Genomic DNA, 26,226 nt, shown 5'->3' with positions numbered 1-26,226 from the left:
CCCACCCGGGTCGGCCCCGCCCGGCCGAGCCCCGGGTCAGCCGACGTGCTCGTCCGCAGCGATGCGCACGCCCCGCGCCCAGTCCGCGCCCTTCATCGGCTTCTTGCCCTGGGGCTGGACCCAGAGCAGCTCGACGGCGTGCGAGCCGGTGCCGACGTACACGTTGTTCTTGCCGGCGGACAGCTCGCCCGGCGCCAGGTCCGTACGGTCCGGGACCGGCGCCGCCTGGACGAGCTTGAGCCGCTCGCCGCGGAAGACCGTCCAGGCACCCGGGGCCGGGGTGCAGCCGCGCACGACGCGGTCGACCCGGAGCGCCGGGGCGGACCAGTCGATCTGCGCGTCCTCGACGGTGATCTTCGGGGCGAGGGTGATCCCGTCGGCGGGCTGCGGAACGGCCTTGAGGGAGCCGTCCTCGATGCCGTCCATCGTCGCGGCGAGCAGCCCGGAACCGGCGAACGCGAGCCGGGTCAGCAGGTCGCCGCTGGTGTCGGTGGGGCGGACGACCTCGGTCACCGTCCCGTACAGCGGACCGGAGTCGAGCCCTCGCTCGATCAGGAACGTGGAGGCGCCGGTGATCTCGTCGCCCGCCATCAGCGCGTGCTGGACCGGGGCCGCGCCGCGCCAGGCGGGGAGCAGCGAGAAGTGCAGGTTCACCCAGCCGTGGGCCGGGATGTCGAGCGCCACCTGCGGCAGCAGCGCCCCGTAGGCGACGACGGGGCAGCAGTCGGGGGCGATCTCGCGCAGCCGCGCCAGGAAGTCCTCGTCGCGCGGCTTCACCGGCTTCAGCACCTCGATGCCGGCCTCCTCGGCGCGCTGGGCGACGGGGCTGGCCACCAGCCGGCGGCCGCGTCCGGCGGGCGCGTCGGGCCGGGTCACCACTGCGGCGACCTCGTGGCGGCCGGAGGCGATCAGGGCGTCCAGGGCGGGAACGGCGACCTCGGGGGTGCCTGCGAAGACGAGCTTCACTGGGGGGTACCTCGCTTTGTAGAGAGCGACGCCCAGTCTATTGGGTGTCCCGGCCGGCCGGTTGGGTGTCCCGGCCGGCCGCCGGGTGTCCCGCCGGGGCGTCTCACACGCGCCACGGGGACAGGGGCGTACGCGGCCGCGCGCGCCCTCTGCATATCCCCATACGCCCCCGCAGCGTGACCACAACACCAGGTGGCGCGTTGGTCAAAAGAGATTGACCGAAACGGGCCGCGCTTGCGGCCCGATCCCTTTTCAACAACGCCGGTTCGAGAGGCTTGTTCATGGCCGACCACGCAACCCACGACGCCCAGGCACGGGCCAGTCTGCACCTGTTGGTGCGGGACATCGAGCGGGTCCGCCGGCAGGTGGACGCGCTGCGCACCCTCACCGCCCAGCTCGGCAACGTCTACCGTCCGCGCCGCTCCGGCCCGTCCACGGGCTTCGTCGTCTACGGCAGGGCTCCCGCCCCCACCGTCCGGCTCGCCCAGGAGCTGCGGGACAGCGTAGAGACCCTGGTGACGGCGGCGGTGGACTTCGACCGCTCCCTGGGCTTCTCGTGGGACGCGGTGGGTTCGGCGCTGGGGGTCACCAAGCAGGCGGTGCACCGGCGTTACGGGGCGCGGCGGGCCGCCGCCCAGACCGCCGAGGCGGAGCTCCCGGCCGAGGAGGCGACCGTGACGCGCACCCTGCCGGTCCCCGCCGGGATCCCGGCGGTGCCAGCCGCGCGCTCGATGCCGCCCCAGCCGACGGCGACCACGCAGTCGCTGCGCGAGGAGGCCCGCACGACGGCGTTCCCGGGCCCGCGCAACGGTTGACCACACCCCTGAAGCTTTTCGTGCCCTCGTCGCATCTGAATGCGCGCCGAGGGCACCTGTCTGCACGGCTCCGGAGGGCGTACGGGGCGGAGCACGCCGGGATGTCACGGGGCTGGGACCCCGGGCGTTGGGCTGGGCACCCCGGGTGCAAAGGGCGCCGGGTGCACGGGGCGCCGGGTGCACGGGCCGGGCCGCCGCCCCCAGCAGCCCCACCCACGCGCCCCGCCCACGGCGCAGCCCCTCAGCCGATGTCCGGCGGGTCCACCCTGATCCGCACCGGGTCCCCGCCCCCGCGCGCCAGCCGTACGGCCTGAGCGGTCTTCAGCGCGGCGGCCAGGGCCGAGCCGCTGCCGGGAGGCACCCGGATCAGGGCCCGCTCCCAGGTCTCCCCCACCGGGGGGTCACCGGGGCGCCGGGCGCGGCCCGGCTCGCTCGGCCGCATCGGGACCGGGCCGAGCACCTGTGCGTCGGGCGGCAGCTGAGCGCTCGCCAGGAACGCCCCGACCGCCTCCGCCCGGCCCAGGACCTCGGCCATCCGGGAAACCGGCGGGAAGCCCAGTTCGGCCCGCTCGGACAGCTCGCGCAGGGCGTGGCCGACCGGGTCCCAGCGGACCAGGGCCTGGACCGGCCGCAGGGTCGGCTCGGCGACCACCACCACCGTGCCGCCCTCGTCCTGGCCGCGCACCAGCGAGGCGGCGTCGATCCAGCGCCGCAGCGCCTCCTCCCCGGCGCGCAGATCGGGCCGCCCGAGCATCGCCCAGCCGTCGAGGAGCAGCGCCGCCGCGTAACCACCCTCGGCGACCGGCTCGGCGCCCGGCGTGGAGACGACGAGCGCGGGGCGCCCGGGCACGCTGTCCAGCACGTGGTCGCGCCCGGAGGTCCGTACCGGCACCGCCGGGAACGCCCGGCCGAGCTCCTCGGCGGTCCGGCGCGCCCCGACGACGCGCGCCCTCAGCCGTACACCGCCGCACTCCGCGCAGCGCCACTCCGGCTCACCCCGCCCGCACCACCCGCATCGCAGGTCCCGCTCGTCCGGCGCCTCCAGGGGTCCTGCGCAGTGGCGGCAGCGCGCGGGCGTCCGGCACCGCTCGCAGGACAGCCGGGGTACGTAGCCCCGCCGGGGCACCTGGACCAGGACAGGGCCGCTCTTCAGCCCGTCCCGGACGACCTGCCAGGCGAGGCTGGGCAGTCGGGCGGCGCGCGCCGCCTCGTCCCGGGCCAGCTCGCCGTCCCCGACGGTGCGCACCAGCGGCGCGGCCGCCCGTACGGTGGCCCGGTCGGCCACCAGCGGCGCCGCCCAGCCGCTCTCGACGAGTTGCGCGGCCTCGACCGTACAACTCGTACTGCCCAGCAGGAACGCGCACTTGTCGTGGGTGGCGCGCAGTTCGAGGACCTCGCGGACGTGCGGGAAGGGCGCGTGGTCGTCGCTGTGGCTGGAGTCGCCGTCCTCCCAGACGACCACCAGGCCGAGCTTCTCGACCGGGGCGAACATCGCGGCCCGGGTCCCGACCACGGCCCGCACCGATCCCCGCCGCACCGCCAGCCACTGCCGGTACCGCTTCTCCGGGCCGGACTCGGCGGTCAGCAGCGCATGCCGCCCCTCTCCGAGCAGCGCCGTGAGCGCGGCGTCGACCCGCCCGGCGCTGCGCCCGTCGGGCACCACGACCAGCGCGCCGCGCCCGCCCGCGAGCGTGGCCGCGACGGCCCGGGCGATCTCGTCGGCCCAGGACGCCCCGGGCAGCGCGGTCCACACCGCGCGCGGCGCCCCGCCCGCGGACAGCGCGCGCAGGAAGGCGCCCCCGTTGCCGTACCGCACCCAGGTCCCCGCGTCCGGCACCGGCGGTGCTTCCGGCGGCTCGGGCGAAGGCTTCGCCTCGGCCCTTCCGTTCCTCGGCGGCACCGCGAGCTGCAGCACGTCCGCCAGGCTGCCCGCGTACCGGTCGGCGACCGCCCGGGCCAGGGCCAGCATCTCGGGGCTGAGCACCCGCTCCGGCGAGACGACGCTGGCCAGCGCGGCGAGCGGCCCCGAGTAGTCGGACTCGGCGAGGCGCTCGACCACGAACCCGTCGATCAGCCCGCCGCCCTCCCGGCGCCCGCCTTGCACATGGCGCGCCCCGGCCCCGAACCGCACCCGCACCCGCACCCCCGGCTGCGCGTCCGCGTCCAGCTCCTCCGGGACCGCGTAGTCGAAGAACCGGTCGAGGTGGACGCCGCCCTTGTCCACCACGACCCGCGCCACGGGCAGCCCCTTGGCAAGGGCGGCCCCGCGCCAGGTCCGCGGCTTGGCCTTGGGCACCTTGGCCTTGCGCACGGTCTCCCGAATGAGTGCGAGCTGCTCCGCCCCGCCCCCCTCGGCGCCCCCATCCGGCTTCTCGTTCTCGCTGCTCACAGCCAAATTCCTACCAGACGGCACTGACAGTGGCCGGGCCCGGACGCACCACGGCCCCGGACCGCAGTGGTCCGGGGCCGTCGGGAAGCCGGGTCGGTTACAGGCCCGCGGCCTTGCGCAGCGCGTCCACGCGGTCCGTGCGCTCCCAGGTGAAGTCGGGGAGCTCGCGGCCGAAGTGGCCGTACGCGGCGGTCTGGGCGTAGATCGGGCGGAGCAGGTCGAGGTCGCGGATGATCGCGGCCGGGCGGAGGTCGAACACCTCGGCGATGGCGGTCTCGATCTTGTCCGTGTCGATCGTGGCGGTGCCGAAGGTCTCGACGAAGAGACCGACCGGCTCGGCCTTGCCGATCGCGTACGCGACCTGGACCTCGCAGCGGGCCGCGAGGCCGGCGGCGACGACGTTCTTCGCCACCCAGCGCATCGCGTACGCCGCGGAGCGGTCGACCTTGGACGGGTCCTTGCCCGAGAAGGCGCCGCCGCCGTGGCGGGCCATGCCGCCGTACGTGTCGATGATGATCTTGCGGCCGGTCAGACCGGCGTCGCCCATCGGGCCGCCGATCTCGAAGCGGCCGGTCGGGTTGACCAGCAGGCGGTAGCCGTCGGTGTCCAGCTTGATGCCGTCCTCGACGAGCTGCTTGAGCACGTGCTCGACGACGAACTCGCGGATGTCCGGGGCGAGCAGCGAGTCCAGGTCGATGTCGCTCGCGTGCTGCGAGGAGACGACGACGGTGTCGAGGCGGACGGCCTTGTCGCCGTCGTACTCGATGGTGACCTGGGTCTTGCCGTCGGGGCGCAGGTAGGGGATGGTCCCGTTCTTGCGCACCTCGGACAGCCGGCGCGAGAGGCGGTGCGCCAGGTGGATCGGGAGCGGCATCAGCTCGGGCGTCTCGTCGCACGCGTAGCCGAACATCAGGCCCTGGTCGCCGGCGCCCTGCTTGTCGAGCTCGTCCTCATCGCCCTCGACCCGCTTCTCGTACGCGGTGTCGACACCCTGCGCGATGTCCGGGGACTGCGCGCCGATGGAGACCGAGACGCCGCAGGACGCGCCGTCGAAGCCCTTCTTCGACGAGTCGTACCCGATCTCCAGGATCTTGTCGCGGACCAGCTGGGCGATCGGCGCGTACGCCTTGGTCGTGACCTCGCCCGCTACGTGGACCAGACCCGTGGTGATCAGGGTCTCCACGGCGACACGGGACGTCGGGTCCTCGCGCAGGAGCGCGTCGAGGATCGTGTCGCTGATCTGGTCAGCGATCTTGTCGGGGTGACCCTCGGTCACGGACTCCGAGGTGAACAGACGACGGGACACAATGCTCCCTGGGGTTGCAGCGGCTGCTGGCTGATCATGGGTGGGACGGGCCGGGGGCTGCGCCCGGCGTCGTTCCACGACCAGTTTATCGGTCGGTACCGGTCATCGGGCCACTTGTCTCGCACATTGAAAGCTCTGTGACCTGCGACACCGCATTCTGCGGTACGAAGATCGTCTCTCGCCAGGGGCTCCGGGGCCGGTTTTTGGCGGGTTTCGGGCGGACGCGGGGGCGAACGTGAATTTATGCGAAACGCGGGACGACGAGATCCCACACCACGTCCGCGAGCGCTTCCTTGGGTCCGTACGGAACCGGGGTCTCGGTTCCGTCGGCGGCCAGCACCACCGCCTCGTTCTCCTCCGAACCGAAGGTCTTGCGCTCCCCCACCTCATTGACGACCAGCAGGTCACAGCCCTTGCGCCGCAGTTTCTGCCGGCCGTTGGCGAGGACGTCGTCGGTCTCGGCGGCGAAGCCGACGACCACCTGGCCCGGGCGCGGCCGGTCGGCGGAGAGCTCGGCGAGGATGTCGGGGTTGCGGACCAGGGCGAGCGGCGCGGGCTCCTGGCCGTCCTTCTTCTTGATCTTTCCGGCGGCGTACGACTCCGGCCGGAAATCGGCCACGGCGGCCGCCATGACCACCGCGTCCGCCTCCGAGGCGGCCTTCAGCACCGCCTCCCGCAGTTGAACGGCGGTGCCCGCCCGGACGACGTCCACCCCGGCCGGGTCGGGCAGCCCGGTGTTGGCCTCGATCAGCGTGACCCGGGCCCCCCGGGCGACGGCCGTGCGGGCCAGGGCGTATCCCTGCTTCCCGGAGGAACGGTTCCCCAGGTAGCGGACCGGGTCCAGCGGCTCACGCGTGCCGCCCGCGCTGACCACCACGTGGCGGCCCTCCAGGTCCCGCTCGCCGGTCCCCCGGGCCAGGACCCTGCGGCAGACCTCGAAGATCTCGGCGGGCTCGGGGAGGCGCCCCTTGCCGGTGTCGACGCCGGTGAGGCGGCCGACGGCGGGCTCGATCACGACCGCGCCCCGGCGGCGCAGCGTCGCCACGTTCTCCTGGGTGGCGGGGTGCTCCCACATCTCGGTGTGCATCGCGGGTGCGAAGACGACCGGACAGCGGGCGGTGAGCAGGGTGTTGGTGAGCAGGTCGTCGGCGAGACCGTGGGCCGCCTTGGCCAGCATGTCGGCGGTGGCGGGGGCGACCACCACCAGGTCGGCCTCCTGGCCGATCCGCACGTGCGGCACCTCGTGGACGTCGTTCCAGACCTCGGTGGAGACCGGGTGCCCGGAGAGCGCCGACCAGGTGGCCGCGCCCACGAAGTGCAGCGCCGACGCGGTCGGCACCACACGCGTGTCGTGCCCGGACTCGGTCAGCCGGCGCAGCAGCTCGCACGCCTTGTAGGCGGCGATCCCGCCACTGACCCCCAGAACGACCTTCGGCTTGTCCACCGCGTCTCCCCGCATTCGGATACGTACCCCCCTATGACACACCACAGGCCCGGCAGTCGCTCCCCCAGCCAAAACGCTGGGAGGTGACCCCTGCCGGGCCTGTGGTCACACGAAACGGTGTCTTACTGGGCCGGGCCCTCGATGGCCTCGGAGGTCAGCAGACCCGCGTTGATCTCGCGAAGCGCGATAGAGAGCGGCTTCTCGTGGACGTGGGTGTCCACCAGGGGGCCGACGTACTCCAGCAGGCCCTCACCGAGCTGCGAGTAGTACGCGTTGATCTGGCGCGCGCGCTTGGCGGCGTAGATCACGAGGCTGTACTTCGAGTCGGTTGCTTCGAGCAGCTCATCAATCGGCGGGTTGATGATGCCCTCGGGCGTGGTGATGGAAGAGGACACGTCTGCCTTCCGAAGGGGAATAAAGATCAAACAACTTTCATCAAGGCTAGCAGCTCGCGCGCCACGTCCTCGACGGAGGTGTTGACCAGCGTCGTATCGAACTCCGACTCGGCGGCCAGTTCCCCCTTCGCGGCCGCCAGCCGGCGCTCGATGACGTCGGGCGCCTCGGTCCCCCGGCCGGTGAGCCGGCGGACCAGCTCGTCCCAGCTCGGCGGGGCCAGGAAGACGAGCAGCGCCTCGGGCATCGACTCGCGCACCAGCCGGGCGCCCTGGAGATCGATCTCCAGGAGGACCGGCTCGCCGGCCTCCAGGCGGTCCAGGACGGCGCGGCGCGGTGTGCCGTAGCGGTTGCCCGCGAATTCGGCCCACTCCAGCAGCTCGCCATTGGCGATCAGCTTGTCGAATTCCTCGTCGTCCACGAAGAAGTAGTGAACGCCGTGGCGCTCGCCGGGGCGCGGCTTGCGGGTCGTCGCCGACACCGAGAGCCAGACCTCGGGGTGAACCTTGCGCATATGAGCGACGACCGTGCTCTTGCCGACCCCGGAGGGGCCGGAGAGCACGGTCAGCCGCGGACGTGCGTCCGGGGGTACGGGGGATGACCCCCGGGGTGTAGCTGCCATGCAGCGATTATTCCAGCTTCCCGGGGGTGCCCGGGACGTCAGGCCCCCGCACCGCCGAACTCGCGCTCAAGGGATGCGATCTGGTTGGAGCCGAGACCCCGCACACGGCGGCTCTCGGAGATCCCCAGCCGCTCCATGATCTGCTTGGCCCGGACCTTGCCCACGCCGGGCAGGGACTCAAGCAGGGCGGAGACCTTCATCTTGCCGATGACGTCGTTCTCCTGGCCCTGCTTGATGACCTCGTGGAGGGAGGCGCCGGAGTGCTTGAGTCGATTCTTGACCTCGGCCCGCTCCCGGCGAGCCGCGGCGGCCTTTTCGAGCGCGGCTGCGCGCTGTTCAGGGGTAAGGGGCGGAAGAGCCACGCCTACGTCACCTCGGATGTCGAACTGTCGGATACGGACCGGTGCGGGACCTAGGCGCCCCACACCAGGCGAGCAACGAGCGACGGACAATGTCCGTTCGCTCGTCTCTGCTCTCGTCGGAGACTAGCGGCCAGGACCGCTCCAGTCAGCGAGAACAGACGAAAAGTCCTGGTCAGCCTCTGCCGACCAGGACATTCGCGACATAACACCCCGGTTTTGGGTAAGGATTGCGTCAACCTTTGGCGCGCGGACTCCGGCGAAGAGCGCGCACACCGCTAGGCCGAGGCCACCGCCGTACGGATCTCGTCCGCGAAACGGGCGGCCGAATCCCGCAGTCCCGCGAGGTCGGGACCGTGACGCAGAACACCTCGGCTGACGTTCGGGACCACATTGCGGACGGCCGCGCCGAACACCGCGGGAAGGTCCGCGGCCGTCGCGCCCTGCGCCCCGATGCCCGGAGCGAGCAGCGGCCCGTTGATGTCGAGGTCGAAGGCCGACAGATCGCCGAGGGTCGCCCCCACCACGGCGCCGAACGAGCCCATCGGGGTCGCGTCCGCGTTCTCGTCCGCCAGGTGCGCCAGCATGGTCGCGCCGATCGTGCGGCCGTCCTCGCGCACCGCGCGCTGCACCTCCGCGCCCTCCGGGTTGGAGGTCAGGGCGAGCACGAAGAGCCCGGCGCCGCTCTCGCGGGCCAGCTCCACGGCGGGCTTGAGCGAGCCGTAGCCGAGGTAGGGCGAGACGGTGAGAGCGTCGGAGAACAGCGGCGCGTCCCTGTGCAGGAAGGTCTCGGCGTACGCGGCCATGGTGGAGCCGATGTCGCCGCGCTTGGCGTCCATGAGGACCAGCGTGCCGGCCGCGCGGGCGTCCGCCACGGTCCGCTCCAGGACCGCGATGCCGCGCGAGCCGAAGCGCTCGAAGAACGCCGCCTGCGGCTTGAAGACGGCCACGCGGTCGGCCAGGGCCTCCACGACCGTACGGGAGAACCTCTCCAGGCCCGCGATGTCGTCACCGAGGCCCCAGTCGGCGAGCAGCGAGGCGTGCGGGTCGATGCCGACGCAGAGCGGACCGCGCTCGTCCATGGCGTGGCGCAGCCGCGCGCCGAAGGGAAGTGTCACTTCACGGCCTTTCGGGTCTCGGCGCCGACGGCCTCGGCGAGAGTGGCGTACGGGGAGGCAGCGAGCCGGGCCGCGAGGCCCTTGTGGATCGCCCGGCCCCAGAAGGGGCCCTGGTAGATGAAGGCGCTGTAGCCCTGGACCAGGGTGGCCCCGGCCAGGATCCGCTGCCAGGCGTCCTCGGCCGTCTCGATGCCGCCGACGCCCACGAGGGTGATCGAGTCGCCCACGCGCGCGTAGAGGCGGCTCAGGACCTCCAGGGAGCGCTCCTTGAGCGGGGCGCCGGAGAGGCCGCCGGTCTCCTTCACGAGCGCCGCGTCCGACTTCAGGCCGAGGCCCTCGCGCGCGATGGTGGTGTTGGTGGCGATGATGCCGTCCAGGCCGAGCTCGACCGCGAGGTCGGCGACGGCGTCGACGTCCTCGTCCGCGAGGTCCGGGGCGATCTTGACGAGCAGCGGCACCCGCCGGGAGGTCACCGTGCGGTCGGCGGCCTCGCGCACCGCGGTGAGCAGCGGCCGCAGCGACTCGGTCGCCTGGAGGTTGCGCAGCCCGGGCGTGTTCGGCGAGGACACGTTCACCACGAGGTAGTCGGCGTGCGCGGCGAGCCGCTCGGTCGACTTCACGTAGTCGGCGGCGGCGTCCGCCTCGGGGACGGCCTTGGTCTTGCCGATGTTGACGCCGACGGTCGTACGGAACACGGCGTTGCGGGCCGCGAGCCGCTCGGCGACCGCCGCCGAGCCCTCGTTGTTGAAGCCCATGCGGTTGATCAGCGCACGGTCCTGGACCAGCCGGAACAGCCGCTTCTTGGGGTTGCCGGGCTGGGCCTCGCCGGTGACCGTGCCGATCTCGATGTGGTCGAAGCCGAGCATCGACATGCCGTCGATCGCCACGGCGTTCTTGTCGAAGCCCGCGGCGAGGCCGAACGGGCCGTGCATCCGCAGGCCGAAGGCCTCGGTGCGCAGCTCCTTGTAGCGGGGCGCGAGCGCGGCCGCGACGAAGGTGCGCAGGACGGGGATCCGGGCGGCGAGGCGGATCCAGCGGAAGGCCAGGTAGTGGGCCTGCTCCGGGTCCATCCGCTTGAAGACCAGGTTGAAGAACAGCTTGTACATGTCGGAGTCCTCATGCGGAGGGGGACACCGGATTCCGGTGTCCCCCTCGGGCGTTTGCTAGTCGCGGGCCGCGGTCAGGTGTTCCGCGTGTTCCTGGAGCGAACGGACGCCCACGTCACCGTGGTTGAGGGCGTCGATGCCCTGTACGGCGGCCGCGAGGGCCTGGACCGTGGTCAGGCACGGGACGCTGCGCGCCACCGCCGCCGTACGGATCTCGTAGCCGTCCAGGCGGCCGCCGGTGCCGTACGGCGTGTTGACGATGAGGTCGACCTGGCCGTCGTGGATGAGCTGGACGATCGTCTTCTCGCCGCTGGGGCCCTCGCCCTCGGACTGCTTGCGTACGACGGTGGCGTTGATGCCGTTGCGCTTGAGGACCTCGGCGGTGCCGGAGGTGGCGAGGAGTTCGAAGCCGTGGGCGACGAGCTCGCGCGCCGGGAAGATCATCGAGCGCTTGTCGCGGTTGGCGACCGAGATGAAGGCGCGGCCCTTGGTGGGCAGCGGGCCGTAGGCGCCCGCCTGGGACTTGGCGTAGGCGGTGCCGAAGACCGAGTCGATGCCCATGACCTCGCCGGTGGAGCGCATCTCCGGGCCGAGCACGGTGTCGACGCCACGGCCGTGGATGTCGCGGAAGCGGCTCCAGGGCATCACCGCCTCCTTGACGGAGATCGGCGCGTCCAGCGGCAGCGTGCCGCCGTCGCCGTTCTTCGGCAGCAGGCCCTCCGCCCGCAGCTCGGCGATGGTGGCGCCCAGCGAGATGCGGGCGGCGGCCTTGGCGAGCGGCACCGCGGTCGCCTTCGAGGTGAAGGGGACCGTGCGGGAGGCGCGCGGGTTGGCCTCCAGGACGTAGAGGATGTCCCCGGCCATCGCGAACTGGATGTTGATCAGGCCGCGCACGCCGACGCCCTTGGCGATGGCCTCGGTGGAGGCGCGCAGGCGCTTGATGTCGAAGCCGCCGAGCGTGATCGGGGGCAGCGCGCACGCCGAGTCGCCGGAGTGGATGCCGGCCTCCTCGATGTGCTCCATGACGCCGCCGAGGTAGAGCTCGGTGCCGTCGTAGAGCGCGTCCACGTCGATCTCGATGGCGTCGTCCAGGAAGCGGTCGACCAGGACCGGGCGGGTCGGGGAGATCTCGGTGGACTCCGCGATGTACGACTCCAGGCGGGTCTCGTCGTAGACGATCTCCATGCCGCGGCCGCCGAGCACGTACGAGGGGCGGACGAGCACGGGGTAGCCGATCTCATCCGCGATCGCCTTCGCACCCGCGAAGGTGGTGGCGGTGCCGTGCTTGGGGGCGGGCAGCCCGGCCTCGGCGAGGACCTGGCCGAAGGCGCCGCGGTCCTCGGCGGCGTGGATGGCCTCCGGCGGGGTACCGACGACCGGGACGCCGTTGTCCTTGAGCGCCTGGGCCAGGCCCAGCGGGGTCTGGCCGCCGAGCTGGACCACCACGCCCGCGACGGGACCGGCCAGCGTCTCGGCGTGGACGATCTCCAGCACGTCTTCGAGGGTGAGCGGCTCGAAGTAGAGGCGGTCGGAGGTGTCGTAGTCGGTGGAGACGGTCTCCGGGTTGCAGTTGACCATCACCGTCTCGTAGCCCGCGTCGCTCAGCGCGAAGGAGGCGTGCACGCACGAGTAGTCGAACTCGATGCCCTGGCCGATACGGTTCGGGCCCGAGCCCAGGATGATCACCGCGGGCTTCTCGCGCGGCGCGACCTCGGACTCCTCGTCGTAGGACGAGTAGAAGTACGGGGTCTTCGCGGCGAACTCGGCGGCGCAGGTGTCGACCGTCTTGTACACCGGGCGCACCCCCAGGGCGTGGCGCACCTCGCGCACCACGTCCTCGCGCAGGCCCCGGATCTCGGCGATCTGGGCGTCCGAGAAGCCGTGCCGCTTGGCCTCGGCCAGCAGCTCCGGCTCCAGCTTGGCGGCGTCCGCGAGCCCGTCCGCGATCTCCTTGATCAGGAAGAGCTGGTCCACGAACCACGGGTCGATCTTCGTGGCGTCGAAGACCTCCTCGGGCGTGGCCCCGGCGCGGATGGCCTGCATGACCGTGTTGATCCGGCCGTCGGTCGGGCGCACCGCCTCGCGCAGCAGCTCGGCCTTGTCACCGCTCTCGCCGACGAAGGTGAACTGCGAGCCCTTCTTCTCCAGCGAGCGCAGCGCCTTCTGCAGCGCCTCGGTGAAGTTCCGGCCGATCGCCATGGCCTCGCCCACCGACTTCATGGTGGTCGTCAGCGTGGAGTCGGCGGAGGGGAACTTCTCGAAGGCGAAGCGGGGCGCCTTGACCACGACGTAGTCGAGGGTCGGCTCGAAGGAGGCCGGGGTCTTCTCGGTGATGTCGTTGGGGACCTCGTCCAGCGTGTAGCCGATGGCGAGCTTCGCGGCGATCTTCGCGATCGGGAAGCCCGTCGCCTTGGAGGCGAGGGCCGAGGAGCGCGAGACACGCGGGTTCATCTCGATGACGATGACCCGGCCGTCGGTGGGGTCGATGGCGAACTGGATGTTGCAGCCACCGGTGTCCACGCCGACCTCGCGGATGATCGCGATGCCGATGTCGCGCAGCCGCTGGTACTCGCGGTCGGTCAGCGTCATCGCCGGGGCCACGGTGATCGAGTCACCGGTGTGCACGCCCATCGGGTCGAAGTTCTCGATGGAGCAGACGACCACCACGTTGTCCCTGGTGTCGCGCATCAGCTCCAGCTCGTACTCCTTCCAGCCCAGGATGGACTCCTCCAGGAGCACCTCGGTGGTCGGGGAGAGCGTGAGGCCCTGGCCGGCGATGCGGCGCAGCTCCTCCTCGTCGTGCGCGAAGCCGGAGCCGGCGCCGCCCATGGTGAAGGAGGGGCGTACCACGACCGGGTAGCCGCCGAGGGTCTCGACACCCGCGATGACGTCGTCCATCGAGTGGCAGATGACCGAGCGGGCGGACTCGCCGTAGCCGATCTTCGCCTTGACGGCCTCGACGACGCCCTTGAACAGGTCGCGGTCCTCGCCCTTGTTGATCGCCTCGACGTTGGCGCCGATCAGCTCGACGCCGTACTTCTCCAGGACGCCCTGCTCGTGCATGGAGATCGCGGTGTTCAGCGCGGTCTGGCCGCCCAGCGTCGGCAGCAGCGCGTCGGGGCGCTCCTTCGCGATGATCTTCTCGACGAACTCCGGGGTGATCGGCTCGACGTAGGTGGCGTCGGCGATCTCCGGGTCGGTCATGATCGTGGCCGGGTTGGAGTTGACCAGGATGACCCGCAGGCCCTCGGCCTTCAGGACGCGGCAGGCCTGGGTGCCGGAGTAGTCGAACTCCGCTGCCTGGCCGATGACGATCGGGCCGGAGCCGATGACCAGGACGGACTGGATATCGGTGCGCTTAGGCACGCTGGCCCTCCATGAGCTCTACGAAGCGGTCGAACAGGTACGCGGCGTCGTGCGGGCCCGCGGCGGCTTCGGGGTGGTACTGGACGCTGAAGGCCGGCTGGTCGAGCAGCTGGAGGCCCTCCACCACGTTGTCGTTGAGGCAGACGTGGGAGACCTCGGCACGGCCGAAGGGGGTGTCGGAGACCTTGTCGAGCGGGGCGTCGACGGCGAATCCGTGGTTGTGCGCGGTGATCTCGACCTTGCCGGTCGTGCGGTCCTGCACGGGCTGGTTGATGCCGCGGTGGCCGTACTTCAGCTTGTACGTGCCGAAGCCGAGCGCGCGGCCCAGGATCTGGTTGCCGAAGCAGATGCCGAACAGCGGCGTCCTGCGCTCCAGGACGGCGCGCATCACCGAGACCGGGCCGTCGGCGGTGGACGGGTCGCCGGGGCCGTTGGAGAAGAACACGCCGTCCGGGTTCACCGCGTACACGTCCTCGGCCGTGGCGGTGGCGGGCAGCACGTGCACCTCGATGCCCCGCTCGGCCATCCGGTGCGGGGTCATGCCCTTGATGCCGAGGTCGACGGCGGCCACGGTGAACTTCTTCTCACCGATCGCCGGGACGACGTACGCCTCCTTGGTGGCGACCTCGGCGGAGAGGTCCGCGCCCTGCATCTCGGGGGCCTGGCGGACCTCGGCGAGCATGGTGCCCGCGTCGGGCAGCGCGTTGCCGGAGAAGATGCCGACGCGCATCGCGCCGCGCTCGCGCAGATGGCGGGTCAGGGCGCGGGTGTCGATGCCGGAGATACCGACGACGCCCTGCTGGCGCAGCTCCTCGTCGAGCGAGCGCTTGGCGCGCCAGCTGGAGGACACGCGCGCGGGGTCGCGCACGACGTAACCGGCGACCCAGATCCGCTGCGACTCGGGGTCCTCGTCGTTGACGCCGGTGTTGCCGATGTGCGGCGCGGTCATCACGACGACCTGGCGGTGGTACGACGGGTCGGTGAGGGTCTCCTGGTAGCCGGTCATGCCGGTGGAGAACACAGCCTCGCCGAAGGTCACCCCCACGGCCCCGTAGGCGCGGCCGTGGAACGTACGGCCGTCCTCCAGGACGAGTACTGCGGGAGCCTTGGCTCCTCTGGTGGAGGTCGTCATCGTGCGGCGCCTTCCGTCGTGGTGGTGGGGTGGTTCATGGAGTTGATGGCCTCGATCCAGGCGGGGTGCTCGGACGCCCGGTCGGAGCGGAAGCCGGAGTCGATCAGCTTGTCGCCGAGGGTCCAGGTGACGACCAGCAGGCCGCCCTCCGGGAGGACCTTTCCGGCGATGGCCTTCTCGGACCGGGCCTCGCGCAGCGCCTCGGCCGGGATGAAGAAGTCGTCCGCCCCGGGGCGTACGACGTTCACTCCCTCGGCCGTCAGGGTGAGCTCGGCCTTGCTGCGGACGCCCAGACCGTGCGCGACGATCCGGTCGAGCCACTGCCCGGCCGTGGTGGAGCCGTGGTAGCGGCCGCTCATGCTCAGTGTCGCCGGGCCGGTCGCCTTGGGCACGGCGGGCAGCTCGGGCAGGTCCGACTGGAGGGTGCCGCGCCACTTCCAGCCCTGGCGCATCAGCCAGTAGACGAGGCCGATGAAGATCAGCACGCCGACGACCCAGGCGATCCGGGCCCCCCAGTGCGTCACCTCTGCCGACTTCTGCTCGTCGGCCAGCGTCTGTACGCCGAGATTGAAGAGTGCAGATGTCATGCCAGCTTCCCGTCCACGACCGTCGCCCTGCCCCGCAGGAAGGTGTGGGTGACGCGCCCCGGCAGCTCGCGGCCCTCGTACGGGGTGTTGCGGCTGCGGGAGGCGAAGCCCGCGGGGTTCACGGGACCACGGTATGCCGGATCCAGGAGCGTGAGGTTGGCGGGCTCGCCTGCCGAGACGGGGCGGCCGTGGTCCTCGGCGCCGCCGATCCTGGCGGGCTTGACCGACATGCGGTCGGCGACGTCGGCCCAGTTCATCAGGCCGGAGTCGACCATCGTGTGCTGGACGACGGAGAGCGCGGTCTCCAGGCCCACCATGCCCATGGCGGCCGCGGCCCACTCGCAGTCCTTGTCCTCGTGCGGGTGCGGGGCGTGGTCGGTGGCGACGATGTCGATCGTGCCGTCCGCGAGCGCCTCGCGCAGCGCCATGACGTCGGCCTCGGTGCGCAGCGGCGGGTTCACCTTGTAGACCGGGTTGTACGAGCGGACCAGCTCGTCGGTGAGGAGCAGGTGATGCGGGGTGACCTCGGCGGTGACGTCGATGCCGCGCGACTTGGCCCAGCGGACGATCTCGACCGAGCCGGCCGTGGAGAGGTGGCAGATGTGCACCCGGGAGCCGACGTGCTCGGCGAGCAGCACATCGCGCGCGATGATCGACTCCTCGGCGACGGCGGGCCAGCCGCCGAGGCCGAGCTCGGCCGAGACGATGCCCTCGTTCATCTGGGCGCCCTCGGTGAGGCGGGGCTCCTGGGCGTGCTGGGCGACGACGCCGCCGAAGGCCTTCACGTACTCCAGGGCGCGGCGCATGATCACGGCGTCGTCGACGCACTTGCCGTCGTCGGAGAAGACGGTGACCCCGGCGGCCGAGTCGTGCATCGCGCCGAGCTCGGCGAGCTGCTTGCCCTCCAGGCCGACGGTGACGGCGCCGATGGGCTGCACATCGCAGTAGCCGTGCTCGCGGCCGAGCCGCCAGACCTGCTCGACGACGCCCGCGGTGTCGGCGACCGGGAAGGTGTTGGCCATGGCGAACACCGAGGTGTACCCGCCGCGCGCGGCGGCCCGGGTGCCGGTCAGGACGGTCTCGGAGTCCTCGCGGCCCGGCTCGCGCAGATGGGTGTGGAGGTCGACGAGACCGGGGAGCAGGATCTGGCCCGCCGCGTCGATCACCCGGGCGCCCTCCTCGGAGAGGCCGGTACCGACGGCCGCGACCGTCTCGCCGTCGATCAGGACGTCCTGGACCTCGCTGCCCAGCACCTTCGCACCACGGATGAGGATCTTGCTCATGATTACTTGGTCTCCGAATCGACGGGGCGGGCGTGGCTGACGGCGGGCTCGTTGCCGCCCAGGAGCAGGTAGAGGACCGCCATCCGGGTGTGGACGCCGTTGGCGACCTGCTCGATGACGGTGCAGCGGTCGGAGTCGGCGACCTCGGCGGTGATCTCCATGCCCCGGACCATCGGGCCGGGGTGCATCACGATGCCGTGCTCGGGCATCTTCGCCATGCGCTCGCCGTCCAGGCCGTACCGCCGCGAGTACTCGCGCTCTGTCGGGAAGAAGGCGGCGTTCATCCGCTCGCGCTGCACACGCAGCATCATCACCGCGTCGGACTTCGGCAGCACGCTGTCGAGGTCGTACGAGACGTCGCAGGTCCAGTGGTCGACGCCGACCGGCAGCAGGGTGGGCGGGGCCACCAGGGTGACCTCGGCGCCGAGGGTGTGCAGCAGGTCCACGTTGGAGCGGGCCACCCGGCTGTGCAGCACGTCGCCGACGATGGTGATGCGCTTGCCCGCCAGGTCCTGGCCGAGCCCGGCGTCCCGGCCGACCAGGCGGCGACGCATGGTGAAGGCGTCGAGGAGGGCCTGGGTGGGGTGCTGGTGGGTGCCGTCGCCGGCGTTGATGACGACCGCGTCGATCCAGTCGGAGGTGGCGAGCCGGTAGGGGGCTCCGGAGGCGCCGTGCCGGATGACGACGGCGTCCACGCCCATCGCCTCAAGCGTCTGCGCGGTGTCCTTGAGGGACTCGCCCTTGGAGACCGAGGAGCCCTTGGCGGTGAAGTTGATGACGTCGGCCGACAGGCGCTTCTCGGCGGCCTCGAAGGAGATCCGGGTGCGGGTCGAGTCCTCGAAGAAGAGGTTGACGACGGTACGGCCGCGCAGGGTGGGCAGCTTCTTGATCGGCCGGTCGGCGACCCTGGCCATCTCTTCGGTGGTGTCGAGGATGAGCACGGCGTCGTCGCGGGTGAGGTCGGCGGCCGAGATGAGGTGACGCTTCATCTGGTTTCTTCTCCAGGAGGGTGGAGGTTCGGGCGTGCGGGCGCGCAGAAGTGCCGCACGGGCCGGTGCGACCCGTGCTCCGTGCGGAAGTGGCTTACTGCTCGCCGGCCTGGGCGGTCCGCTTGGCACCGAGCAGCACGGCGTCGCGGCCGTCCTCCTCGGCGAGCAGGACCTTGACCGTCTCCCGCAGCGACGTGGGGAGGTTCTTGCCGACGTAGTCGGCGCGGATCGGGAGTTCGCGGTGGCCCCGGTCGACGAGGACCGCGAGCTGTACGGCGCGCGGGCGGCCGAGGTCGTTGAGGGCGTCGAGCGCGGCGCGGATGGTGCGGCCGGAGAAGAGCACGTCGTCGACGAGGACGACCAGCTTGCCGTCCAGGCCGTCACCGGGGATCTCGGTGCGGGCCAGCGCGCGCGGCGGGTGCATGCGCAGGTCGTCGCGGTACATGGTGATGTCGAGGGAGCCGACCGGGATCTTGCCCGCGGTGATCTCTTCGAGCTTGTCGGCCAGCCTGCGGGCGAGGAAGACGCCACGGGTGGGAATGCCGAGGAGCACCACGTCGTCGGCGCCCTTGGCGCGTTCGACGATCTCATGGGCGATGCGGGTCAGTACCCGCGCGATGTCGGGGCCCTCAAGAACGGGGCGCGCCGGATCGCTCTGCTGCGTGTCCATACGAAACGGACCTCCTTCTCCGCCTCACGGGACGGACCTTAAAGGACGTCGGAATTACAGAGTCCACGGTACCAGGGCCTTTGCCCGCCTTCACACGGGGTCGTCACCCGTCTGGGGTGGGGGTATGGACCATTCGGCTTGACGCGGGCAAGTAACGCTGCGTAACCTCACAGTGAGTTACCAGCCACGCGGCGGAGCCGCACGTTGTCACAGCGTCCGGGGAGCTATATGTCCAGCGAATACGCAAAACAGCTCGGGGCCAAGCTCCGCGCCATCCGCACCCAGCAGGGTCTGTCCCTCCATGGTGTGGAGGAGAAGTCCCAGGGCCGCTGGAAGGCCGTAGTGGTCGGGTCGTACGAGCGCGGCGACCGCGCCGTGACCGTACAGCGCCTTGCCGAGCTGGCGGACTTCTACGGGGTCCCGGTGCAGGAGCTGCTGCCCGGCACCACGCCCGGCGGTGCCGCCGAGCCGCCGCCGAAGCTCGTTCTCGACCTTGAGCGCCTCGCGCACGTCCCGCCGGAGAAGGCGGGCCCCCTGCAGAGGTACGCGGCGACGATCCAGTCGCAGCGCGGCGACTACAACGGCAAGGTGCTGTCGATCCGCCAGGACGACCTGCGCACCCTCGCCGTCATTTACGACCAGTCGCCCTCGGTCCTCACCGAGCAGCTGATCAGCTGGGGCGTCCTGGACGCGGACGCGCGCCGCGCGGTCGCCCACGAGGACAACTGACACCTCTGACGCTCAGCAGAAACGTGCCGCCGCCGGGCCGGCCGGGACCTTCAAGGGTCCTGGCCGGCCCAGCGGCTTTCTGCGGGCCCCGGACGGCTGGGTGGGCACCCGGGCCCGGACATGACGAAGGGGCCCGCTGTACGTGCGTACAGCGGGCCCCTTCGGGTGTCTGGTGCCTGGGCCTGGCCTGGGGCTAGGCGTCGTCCCGGCGAAGACTCGGCTTGAGGTCCTTGAAACGGGCGAGCAGCCCGTTCACGAAGGCCGGGGAGTCGTCCGTGGAGAACTCCTTCGCCAGCTGCACCGCCTCGTCGATGACGACGGCGTCCGGCGTTTCGTCCTCCCAGACCAGCTCGTACGTCCCGAGCCGCAGGATGTTCCGGTCGACGACCGGCATCCGGTCGAGCGTCCAGTCGACGGAGTACGTGGAGATGAGGTCGTCGATGCGCGCCACGTACTGGGCGTACCCCTCGACGAGCTGCATCGTGTACTCGTTGACCGGCGGCTGGTGGTCGTCGGACCGCGAGTGGCGCACCCAGTCCGCGAGCACCGTCTGCACGGACTCACCGCGCTGGTCGGCCTCGAAGAGGATCTGGAAGGCGCGCTTGCGCGCCTTGTTCCGGGCAGCCACGGTTAGCTGTTCACCCGGCCGAGGTAGTCGCTCGTACGGGTGTCGACCTTGACCTTCTCACCAGTGGTGATGAAGAGCGGGACCTGGATCTGGTAACCGGTCTCCAGGGTGGCGGGCTTGGTGCCACCCGTGGAGCGGTCGCCCTGGACACCCGGCTCGGTCTCCTGGATGACGAGCTCGACGGCGGCCGGCAGCTCCACGTAGAGCACCTCGCCCTCGTGCTGCGCCACGGAGGCGGTGAAGCCCTCGATCAGGAAGTTGGCGGCGTCGCCGACGGACTTGCGGTCGACCATCAGCTGGTCGTAGGTGCCCATGTCCATGAAGACGAAGTACTCGCCGTCCATGTACGAGAACTGCATGTCGCGGCGGTCGATGGTGGCGGTCTCGACCTTCGTACCGGCGTTGAAGGTCTTGTCGACGACCTTGCCGGAGAGCACGTGCTTGAGCTTGGTGCGCACGAAGGCCGGGCCCTTACCGGGCTTGACGTGCTGGAACTCGACGACGGACCAGAGCTGGCCCCCGTCGAGCTTGAGCACCATGCCGTTCTTGAGGTCGTTCGTGGAAGCCACGGTTGCGGAATCTCCTGGACTGAAGCTGGTGGGACCGAGGGTGCGCGCGGCACAGCAGGGCTAGAGCGCGAGCAGTTCCTTGGTCGTAATGGTGAGTAGCTCTGGCCCACCGTCCGCCTCGGGGCGGACGACGAGCGTGTCATCGATTCGGACACCACCCCGGCCCGGGAGGTGGACCCCCGGTTCGACGGTGACCGGCACGCAAGCGTCCAGTTTACCCATGGCTCCAGGTGCGAGCTGCGGGTCCTCGCTGATTTCGAGCCCGACGCCGTGTCCGGTGCACGCTCCCAGGCCCTCCGCGTGGCCCGCCGCGTCCAGCACCTGGCGGGCCGCGCGGTCCACCGCGCGGTACTCGGCGCCCGGGGCCAGCGCCTCCCGGCCGGCCCGCTGAGCGGCGAAGACGACGTCGTAGAGCTCGATCTGCCAGTCGGCGGGAGTCGTCCCGATGACGAACGTACGGCCGATCTCGCAGCGGTAGCCGCGGTAGGTGGCGCCGAGGCAGACCGAGAGGAAATCACCTTCCTCGACCCGCCGGTCCGAGGGCCGGTGGCCGCCGCGGCCGGAGTTGGGGCCGGTACCCACGGAAGTGGTGAAGGCGGGGCCGTCTGCGCCGTGGTCGACGAGGCGGCGCTCCAGCTCCAGGGCGAGGTGGCGCTCGGTGCGGCCGACGAGGATCGACTCCAGGAGCTCGCCGAGCGCCTGGTCGGCGATCTCGGCCGCGATGCGCAGACACGCGATCTCCTCCTCGTCCTTGACCAGCCGCTTCTGCTCGACCGCTCCCCCGAGGTCGCCGAGGAGCAGCCGGGGCGCGACCGAGCCGAGCGCGCGGTGCCGGGCGACGGTGAGGTCGTGCTCCTCCACGCTCAGCGAGTCGGCGCCGGAGGCCTGGGCGAGGTCGGCCGCGGCGACCGCCGGGTCGCCCCCGGGCGCGGGCAGCACGGTGACCCGCAGCAGCTCGTCGAGCCGCCCCTCCACCAGGTCGCCGGTGGGCGTACGGGGGCAGAGCAGGACGTCCTCGGCCGGGCCGAGCAGCAGTACGGCGCCGGGCGGGGCGCCGCCCGCGAGATAGCGGACATTGGCGGGGCGGGAGACCAGGGCGGCGGCGCTGCCCGCGGCGGCGCACCGGTCCCTCAGCCAGCCGCGGCGGACCGCGTACACCTCTGACATGCGTCGAGCGTATGAGCGGTGTCTGGGGTCGGCCGTTTCTGCGCGTCCTTCCGGGGGTCGTCCCGGTGGCCGATGCGTCCTCAGTCGCCGGACCGGCTCTCGGCTCCCGCCGGTGGTTGGTTGCTGCGAGCCGGTTGTGGCTGGTCCCGCCCACCCGGCGGAGCCGCACGATGTCACAGCCCCGCGCACCTGATGGGCGCGCCGCACCAGGCGAAGTTGATCCCTCACCAGCTCGGCGGGCTCGCGATTGCTTTTGCCAGGACGTCGTCCAGTAGGCGGGCCGTCGTGGGGACGTCGTACTGGGAGTTGTCGATGATCGGGAGGCCCGAGCCGTACCAGCCGGCCATGCGGCCGTGGATGCCGGCGACCTCCTCGTCGGAGAGGCGGCGGTTGCCGGAGCGCTCGGCGTTGCGCTCCAGGACGATGTCCAGGCCCGGCAGGAGGACGACGGGCAGCAGGCCGGGGCCTACGTGGCGCTTCCAGCCGCCGAGGCCGACGACCGGGCGGTCCGGGAAGACCGCGTCGTCGAGGATGCAGGAGATGCCGTTGGCCAGGAAGTTCCGCGCGGCGAAGCCGCAGGTGCGGCGGGCCAGGCGGTACTGCGCCTCGGAGTGGTCGTTCCAGCCCGACTGCGGGTCGGCGAAACCCGCGCAGACCCATTCGCGCACGTCGTCGAGGCTGATGTGGGCGGTGGGGACGCGACGGTGCTGGGCCCAGTAGCGGGCGACCGTGGTCTTTCCCGCGCCCGCCGGACCTATGAGCAGCACGGCGAGCGTGGTGACCCCGGTGCCCTCCGGGGCCTGCGGCAGAGGCACGGGGCCGCCCGGGGGCAGCTGGACGTGCCCCGTGGTGTCCCGGGACGGCGGCGCCGGGGCGTGCGGCGGGGCCGGGGCGTGCGGCGGGGCGTGCGGCGGGGCCGGGGCGTGCCACCCCGGCGGGGGCGGCGGACCGGGGACGGGGGGCAGCTGGACGCCGTGGGTGAGGGGCTGGTGGGCACCCGGCGCCGCGGGTCCGCCCTGGGCCACGGGCTGGTGGGCGGCGAAAGCCCAGTCGGGCCCTGCTCCGTGCCCCGGGGCGTGGGGCGGCGGAAGCGGCGCTCCCGCTTCGTGCTGCATCCGGTGCCACTCCGTCTCGTACAAGGCAACTGGCGCTGGTCCGACGCCCGTCGGAAGCGTCCGGTCCAGAACCGTACCTTCCCCGGCCGTCGCAGTGTGAACGGCCGGGGTTCGGCGAAGGTGCCCGGTCAGCCGCCGGTCTCGTCGGCGAGCGCGCGCAGCGCCAGGCGGTACGAGCCGATTCCGAAGCCCGCGACGGTGCCGCTGGCCACGGCCGCCACCACGGAGGTGTGGCGGAACTCCTCGCGGGTGTACGGGTTTGAGATGTGCACCTCGATGAGCGGGGCGGTGCGCTGGGCGGCCGCGTCCCGCATTCCGTACGAATAGTGGGTGAACGCGCCCGGGTTGAGAACGACCGGAATCTTTCCGTCGGCGGCCTCGTGCAGCCAGCGGATCATGTCGCCCTCGTCGTTGGTCTCGCGGACCTCCACGTCGAAGCCGAGCTCCTTGCCGAGGCTCTGGCAGACCTCGACGAGACCGGCGTACGTCGTCGCCCCGTACACGTCCGGCTCCCGCGAGCCCAGGCGGCCCAGGTTGGGGCCGTTGAGCACCAGGACGCGACGGCTCACGAGGACACCTCGCCGTACGCCGCGAGCAGCACCGCCGGGTCCGGGCCCTCCAGGACCGTCGGCTTGGCGAGCCCGTCCAGGACGATGAAGCGCAGCAGGTTGCCCCGCGACTTCTTGTCCAGCTTCATGTTCTCGACCAGCTTGGGCCACTGGTCGGCGCGGTAGGTGAGCGGCAGGCCCACCGACTCCAGGATGGAGCGGTGCCGGTCGGCCGTGGCGTCGTCGAGGCGCCCGGCGAGGCGGCCCAGTTCGGCCGCGAAGACCATGCCGACGGAGACGGCGGCGCCGTGGCGCCACTTGTAGCGCTCGTTCTTCTCGATGGCGTGCGCGAGGGTGTGCCCGTAGTTCAGGATCTCGCGCAGGCCCGACTCCTTGAGGTCGCTGGAGACGACCTCCGCCTTCACCCGGATCGCGCGCTCGATCAGCTCGGCCGTGTGCGGGCCCTCGGGGGTGCGGGCGCCCGCCGGGTCGGCCTCGATCAGATCGAGGATCACCGGGTCGGAGATGAAGCCGGCCTTGATGACCTCGGCCATGCCGGAGACGAAGTCGTGGACCGGCAGCGAGTCCAGCGCCGCGAGGTCGCACAGGACGCCCACCGGCGGGTGGAACGCGCCCACCAGGTTCTTGCCCTCGGCGGTGTTGATGCCGGTCTTGCCGCCGACGGCCGCGTCGACCATGCCGAGCACGGTGGTCGGGACCGAGATCCACCGCACCCCGCGCAGCCAGGTCGCCGCGACGAAGCCCGCGAGGTCGGTGGTGGCGCCGCCGCCCACGCCGACGACGACGTCGGTACGGGTGAAGCCGGACTGGCCGAGCGCCTTCCAGCAGTACGCGGCGACCTCGTAGGTCTTCGCCTCCTCGGCGTTGGGCACCTGGATGGCGATGACCTCGTAGCCCTGGGCGGCCAGGTCCTCGCGGATGGCGTCGCCGGTGCCGGCCAGCGCCTCCGGGTGGACGACGGCGACCTTGCGGGCCCTGGTGCCGATCAGGCCGGGCAGTTCGGCGAGGAGGTTGCGGCCGACGAGCACTTCGTACGGGTCCGTCCCGGCGGTACCGCCGACCTGGATCCGGGTGGGTGCCTGCTCGCTCATGCGGATTTCAGCTCCAGTGCGTCGAGGACCGCCTGGGCGACCTCTTCGGGGGTACGGCCGTCGGTCTCGACGACGACCCGGGCGACTTCGGTGTACAGATGGCGCCGGGCTTCCATCAGTTCGCGCCACTGGCGGCGCGGGTTGACGGCGAGGAGCGGGCGGGCGGTGTTGAGGCCGACCCGCTTCACCGCCTCCTCGACGTCCATGGACAGATAGACGACCGGCAGGCCGGACAGCGACGCGCGCGTGGACGCGTCCAGGATGGCGCCGCCGCCGAGCGAGAGCACACCGGTGTGCTCGGCGACCGCGGCGCGCACCGCCTCCCGCTCCAGCTCGCGGAAGTGCGGCTCTCCCTCGTCGACGAAGATGTCGGCGATCTCCCGGCCCTGGGCGGCCACGATGTCGGCGTCGGTGTCCCGGTAGGGCGCGCCGAGCCGCTCGGCGAGCAGCGCGCCCACGGTGGACTTTCCGGAGCCCATCGGGCCGATCAGGACGACCAGCGGACCGGTGGTCACCGGATCTGCAGGTTGTCGAGGTAGGACTGGACGTTGCGACGGGTCTCGGGGACCGAGTCGCCGCCGAACTTCTCCGCGACCGCGTCCGCGAGGACCAGCGCGACCATGGCCTCGGCCACGATCCCGGCGGCGGGCACGGCACACACGTCGGAGCGCTGGTGGTGGGCCTTGGTCGCCTCGCCGGTGACCACGTCGATGGTCGCCAGCGCGCGCGGCACGGTCGCGATGGGCTTCATCGCCGCCCGTACGCGCAGCAGCTCACCGGTGGTCAGACCGCCCTCGGTGCCGCCCGCACGGCCGGAGGTGCGCTTGACGCCCTCCGCGGTCCTGACGATCTCGTCGTGCGCCTTCGAGCCGGGGACCCGGGCCAGGTCGAAGCCGTCGCCGACCTCGACGCCCTTGATCGCCTGGATGCCCATCAGGGCGGCGGCGAGGCGGGCGTCCAGGCGCCGGTCCCAGTGGACGTGCGAGCCCAGGCCGACCGGCACACCGTAGGCGAGGACCTCGACCACGCCACCGAGCGTGTCGCCGTCCTTGTGGGCCTGGTCGATCTCCGCGACCATCGCCTTCGACGCGTCCACGTCCAGGCAGCGCACCGGGTCGGCGTCGAGCTTCTCGACGTCCGCCGGGGTCGGGTACACGCCGTACGGCGCCTTGGCCGAGGCCAGCTCGACCACGTGGGAGACGACCTCGATGCCCGCCGTCTCCTTCAGGTACGAGCGGGCCACCGCGCCGAGGGCCACCCGGGCGGCCGTCTCACGGGCGCTGGCGCGCTCCAGGATCGGCCGGGCCTCGTCGAAGCCGTACTTCTGCATGCCCGCGAGGTCGGCGTGCCCGGGGCGCGGGCGCGTCAGCGGCGCGTTGCGGGCCAGGTCGGCGAGGATCGCGGGGTCCACGGGGTCGGCCGACATCACCTGCTCCCACTTGGGCCACTCGGTGTTGCCGACCATGATCGCGATGGGGGAACCCATCGACAGGCCGTGCCGGACGCCGCCGAGGAAGGTCACCTCGTCGCGCTCGAACTTCATGCGGGCGCCGCGTCCATATCCGAGACGCCGCCGGGCCAGGTGGTCCCCCACCATCTCCGTGGTGATCGGCACGCCGGCGGGAAGGCCCTCCAGCGTCGCCACCAGTGCGGGTCCGTGGGACTCCCCCGCGGTCAGCCAGCGCAACCTGCTCAACGGTGCTCCTCGTTGCTCGCGCGTCCTGGACTTCTACGGCGCGGCCGGGTGCGCGGCCCTGGCCCGCCACAGTGATCCTCCCATGTCCGCGGAGGCGACCGGGCCCCAGGTCCAGCA

General features: G+C 71.8%; 25 protein-coding genes. 2 read left to right on the top strand and 23 right to left on the bottom strand.

What is annotated here, in order from left to right; genetic code table 11:
• Positions 1–36: 36 nt before the first annotated feature.
• A complete protein-coding gene (gene fmt, locus ACZ499_RS21165; protein ID WP_468676947.1) occupies positions 37–966 on the bottom strand; it encodes a methionyl-tRNA formyltransferase in 930 nt (309 codons plus the stop codon).
• A 281-nt stretch (positions 967–1,247) separates the two neighbouring features.
• On the opposite strand from fmt, the gene ACZ499_RS21160 reads away from it, so the two are divergent.
• Positions 1,248–1,781, top strand: coding sequence for a hypothetical protein (locus ACZ499_RS21160; protein WP_468676946.1), 534 nt, complete (start codon positions 1,248–1,250; stop codon positions 1,779–1,781).
• Between the two features lie 241 nt (positions 1,782–2,022).
• Here the strand turns inward: ACZ499_RS21160 and ACZ499_RS21155 are convergent, their stop codons facing one another.
• The 14 genes from ACZ499_RS21155 to pyrR form a co-directional block, all read right to left on the bottom strand.
• The gene (locus ACZ499_RS21155; RefSeq protein WP_468676945.1) at positions 2,023–4,170 is read right to left on the bottom strand and encodes a primosomal protein N'; all 2,148 of its coding nucleotides are present in this window, start codon (positions 4,168–4,170) and stop codon (positions 2,023–2,025) included.
• 97 nt (positions 4,171–4,267) lie between these two features.
• Positions 4,268–5,476, bottom strand: coding sequence for a methionine adenosyltransferase (gene metK / locus ACZ499_RS21150; protein WP_371651198.1), 1,209 nt, complete (start codon positions 5,474–5,476; stop codon positions 4,268–4,270).
• A gap of 241 nt (positions 5,477–5,717) precedes the next feature.
• Positions 5,718–6,935 (bottom strand): bifunctional phosphopantothenoylcysteine decarboxylase/phosphopantothenate--cysteine ligase CoaBC, encoded by a 1,218-nt coding sequence (gene coaBC, locus ACZ499_RS21145; protein ID WP_468676943.1) that lies wholly within the window; start codon positions 6,933–6,935, stop codon positions 5,718–5,720.
• 107 nt (positions 6,936–7,042) lie between these two features.
• On the bottom strand, positions 7,043–7,315 hold the full coding sequence (gene rpoZ / locus ACZ499_RS21140; RefSeq protein ID WP_003970369.1) for a DNA-directed RNA polymerase subunit omega: 273 nt from the start codon (positions 7,313–7,315) through the stop codon (positions 7,043–7,045).
• 26 nt (positions 7,316–7,341) lie between these two features.
• Positions 7,342–7,935, bottom strand: coding sequence for a guanylate kinase (gene gmk / locus ACZ499_RS21135; protein ID WP_371651203.1), 594 nt, complete (start codon positions 7,933–7,935; stop codon positions 7,342–7,344).
• Positions 7,936–7,973: 38 nt separating this feature from the next.
• A complete protein-coding gene (locus tag ACZ499_RS21130) occupies positions 7,974–8,297 on the bottom strand; it encodes an integration host factor (protein WP_030493613.1) in 324 nt (107 codons plus the stop codon).
• 275 nt (positions 8,298–8,572) lie between these two features.
• Positions 8,573–9,412: an orotidine-5'-phosphate decarboxylase gene (pyrF, locus tag ACZ499_RS21125; protein WP_468676942.1), complete on the bottom strand. Its 840-nt coding sequence runs from the start codon at positions 9,410–9,412 to the stop codon at positions 8,573–8,575.
• The gene (locus tag ACZ499_RS21120; RefSeq protein WP_468676940.1) at positions 9,409–10,518 is read right to left on the bottom strand and encodes a quinone-dependent dihydroorotate dehydrogenase; all 1,110 of its coding nucleotides are present in this window, start codon (positions 10,516–10,518) and stop codon (positions 9,409–9,411) included. Before ACZ499_RS21120 ends, pyrF begins: the two co-directional genes overlap by 4 nt.
• Positions 10,519–10,575: 57 nt before the next feature.
• Positions 10,576–13,884 (bottom strand): carbamoyl-phosphate synthase large subunit, encoded by a 3,309-nt coding sequence (gene carB / locus ACZ499_RS21115; protein WP_468676939.1) that lies wholly within the window; start codon positions 13,882–13,884, stop codon positions 10,576–10,578.
• Positions 13,877–15,016, bottom strand: coding sequence for a glutamine-hydrolyzing carbamoyl-phosphate synthase small subunit (carA, locus tag ACZ499_RS21110; protein WP_468676938.1), 1,140 nt, complete (start codon positions 15,014–15,016; stop codon positions 13,877–13,879). The genes carB and carA overlap by 8 nt, the downstream gene beginning before the upstream one ends.
• A complete protein-coding gene (locus ACZ499_RS21105) occupies positions 15,013–15,603 on the bottom strand; it encodes a PH-like domain-containing protein (RefSeq protein WP_468408956.1) in 591 nt (196 codons plus the stop codon). Before ACZ499_RS21105 ends, carA begins: the two co-directional genes overlap by 4 nt.
• Positions 15,600–16,886, bottom strand: coding sequence for a dihydroorotase (locus ACZ499_RS21100; protein ID WP_468676937.1), 1,287 nt, complete (start codon positions 16,884–16,886; stop codon positions 15,600–15,602). The genes ACZ499_RS21105 and ACZ499_RS21100 overlap by 4 nt, the downstream gene beginning before the upstream one ends.
• 2 nt (positions 16,887–16,888) lie before the next feature.
• Positions 16,889–17,875 (bottom strand): aspartate carbamoyltransferase catalytic subunit, encoded by a 987-nt coding sequence (locus ACZ499_RS21095; protein WP_468676935.1) that lies wholly within the window; start codon positions 17,873–17,875, stop codon positions 16,889–16,891.
• A gap of 94 nt (positions 17,876–17,969) precedes the next feature.
• Positions 17,970–18,545: a bifunctional pyr operon transcriptional regulator/uracil phosphoribosyltransferase PyrR gene (gene pyrR / locus ACZ499_RS21090; protein ID WP_371651220.1), complete on the bottom strand. Its 576-nt coding sequence runs from the start codon at positions 18,543–18,545 to the stop codon at positions 17,970–17,972.
• Between the two features lie 228 nt (positions 18,546–18,773).
• Here pyrR and bldD point away from each other — a divergent pair, with 228 nt between their 5' ends.
• Entirely contained in the window at positions 18,774–19,274 is a 501-nt protein-coding gene (bldD, locus tag ACZ499_RS21085; RefSeq protein WP_067155757.1) for a transcriptional regulator BldD, read from the top strand.
• Between the two features lie 193 nt (positions 19,275–19,467).
• On the opposite strand, the gene nusB is transcribed toward bldD, so the two are convergent.
• From nusB to aroC, 8 genes are all read right to left on the bottom strand, one after another.
• On the bottom strand, positions 19,468–19,902 hold the full coding sequence (gene nusB, locus ACZ499_RS21080) for a transcription antitermination factor NusB (RefSeq protein ID WP_385540439.1): 435 nt from the start codon (positions 19,900–19,902) through the stop codon (positions 19,468–19,470).
• 2 nt (positions 19,903–19,904) lie between these two features.
• Entirely contained in the window at positions 19,905–20,471 is a 567-nt protein-coding gene (efp, locus tag ACZ499_RS21075) for an elongation factor P (RefSeq protein WP_468408961.1), read from the bottom strand.
• A 60-nt stretch (positions 20,472–20,531) separates the two neighbouring features.
• Positions 20,532–21,638, bottom strand: coding sequence for a M24 family metallopeptidase (locus tag ACZ499_RS21070; protein ID WP_468408962.1), 1,107 nt, complete (start codon positions 21,636–21,638; stop codon positions 20,532–20,534).
• A gap of 224 nt (positions 21,639–21,862) precedes the next feature.
• Positions 21,863–22,753 (bottom strand): Pro-rich N-terminal domain-containing protein, encoded by an 891-nt coding sequence (locus tag ACZ499_RS21065; protein WP_468676931.1) that lies wholly within the window; start codon positions 22,751–22,753, stop codon positions 21,863–21,865.
• A gap of 128 nt (positions 22,754–22,881) precedes the next feature.
• Positions 22,882–23,322 (bottom strand): type II 3-dehydroquinate dehydratase, encoded by a 441-nt coding sequence (gene aroQ, locus ACZ499_RS21060; protein WP_385540436.1) that lies wholly within the window; start codon positions 23,320–23,322, stop codon positions 22,882–22,884.
• Positions 23,319–24,413 carry a 3-dehydroquinate synthase gene (gene aroB / locus ACZ499_RS21055; RefSeq protein WP_468408966.1) on the bottom strand — a complete coding sequence of 365 codons (1,095 nt, stop codon included), beginning with the start codon at positions 24,411–24,413 and terminating at the stop codon, positions 23,319–23,321. Before aroB ends, aroQ begins: the two co-directional genes overlap by 4 nt.
• The gene (locus ACZ499_RS21050) at positions 24,410–24,928 is read right to left on the bottom strand and encodes a shikimate kinase (RefSeq protein ID WP_385540432.1); all 519 of its coding nucleotides are present in this window, start codon (positions 24,926–24,928) and stop codon (positions 24,410–24,412) included. The genes aroB and ACZ499_RS21050 overlap by 4 nt, the downstream gene beginning before the upstream one ends.
• Entirely contained in the window at positions 24,925–26,109 is a 1,185-nt protein-coding gene (gene aroC, locus ACZ499_RS21045) for a chorismate synthase (RefSeq protein ID WP_468408968.1), read from the bottom strand. The genes ACZ499_RS21050 and aroC overlap by 4 nt, the downstream gene beginning before the upstream one ends.
• Positions 26,110–26,226: the final 117 nt, after the last annotated feature.

It is taken from the genome of Streptomyces sp. NPDC031265 (assembly GCF_055570295.1).
The sequence above is the reverse complement of the archived record's forward strand: the minus strand, read 5'-3'. Positions and strand labels throughout refer to the sequence as shown.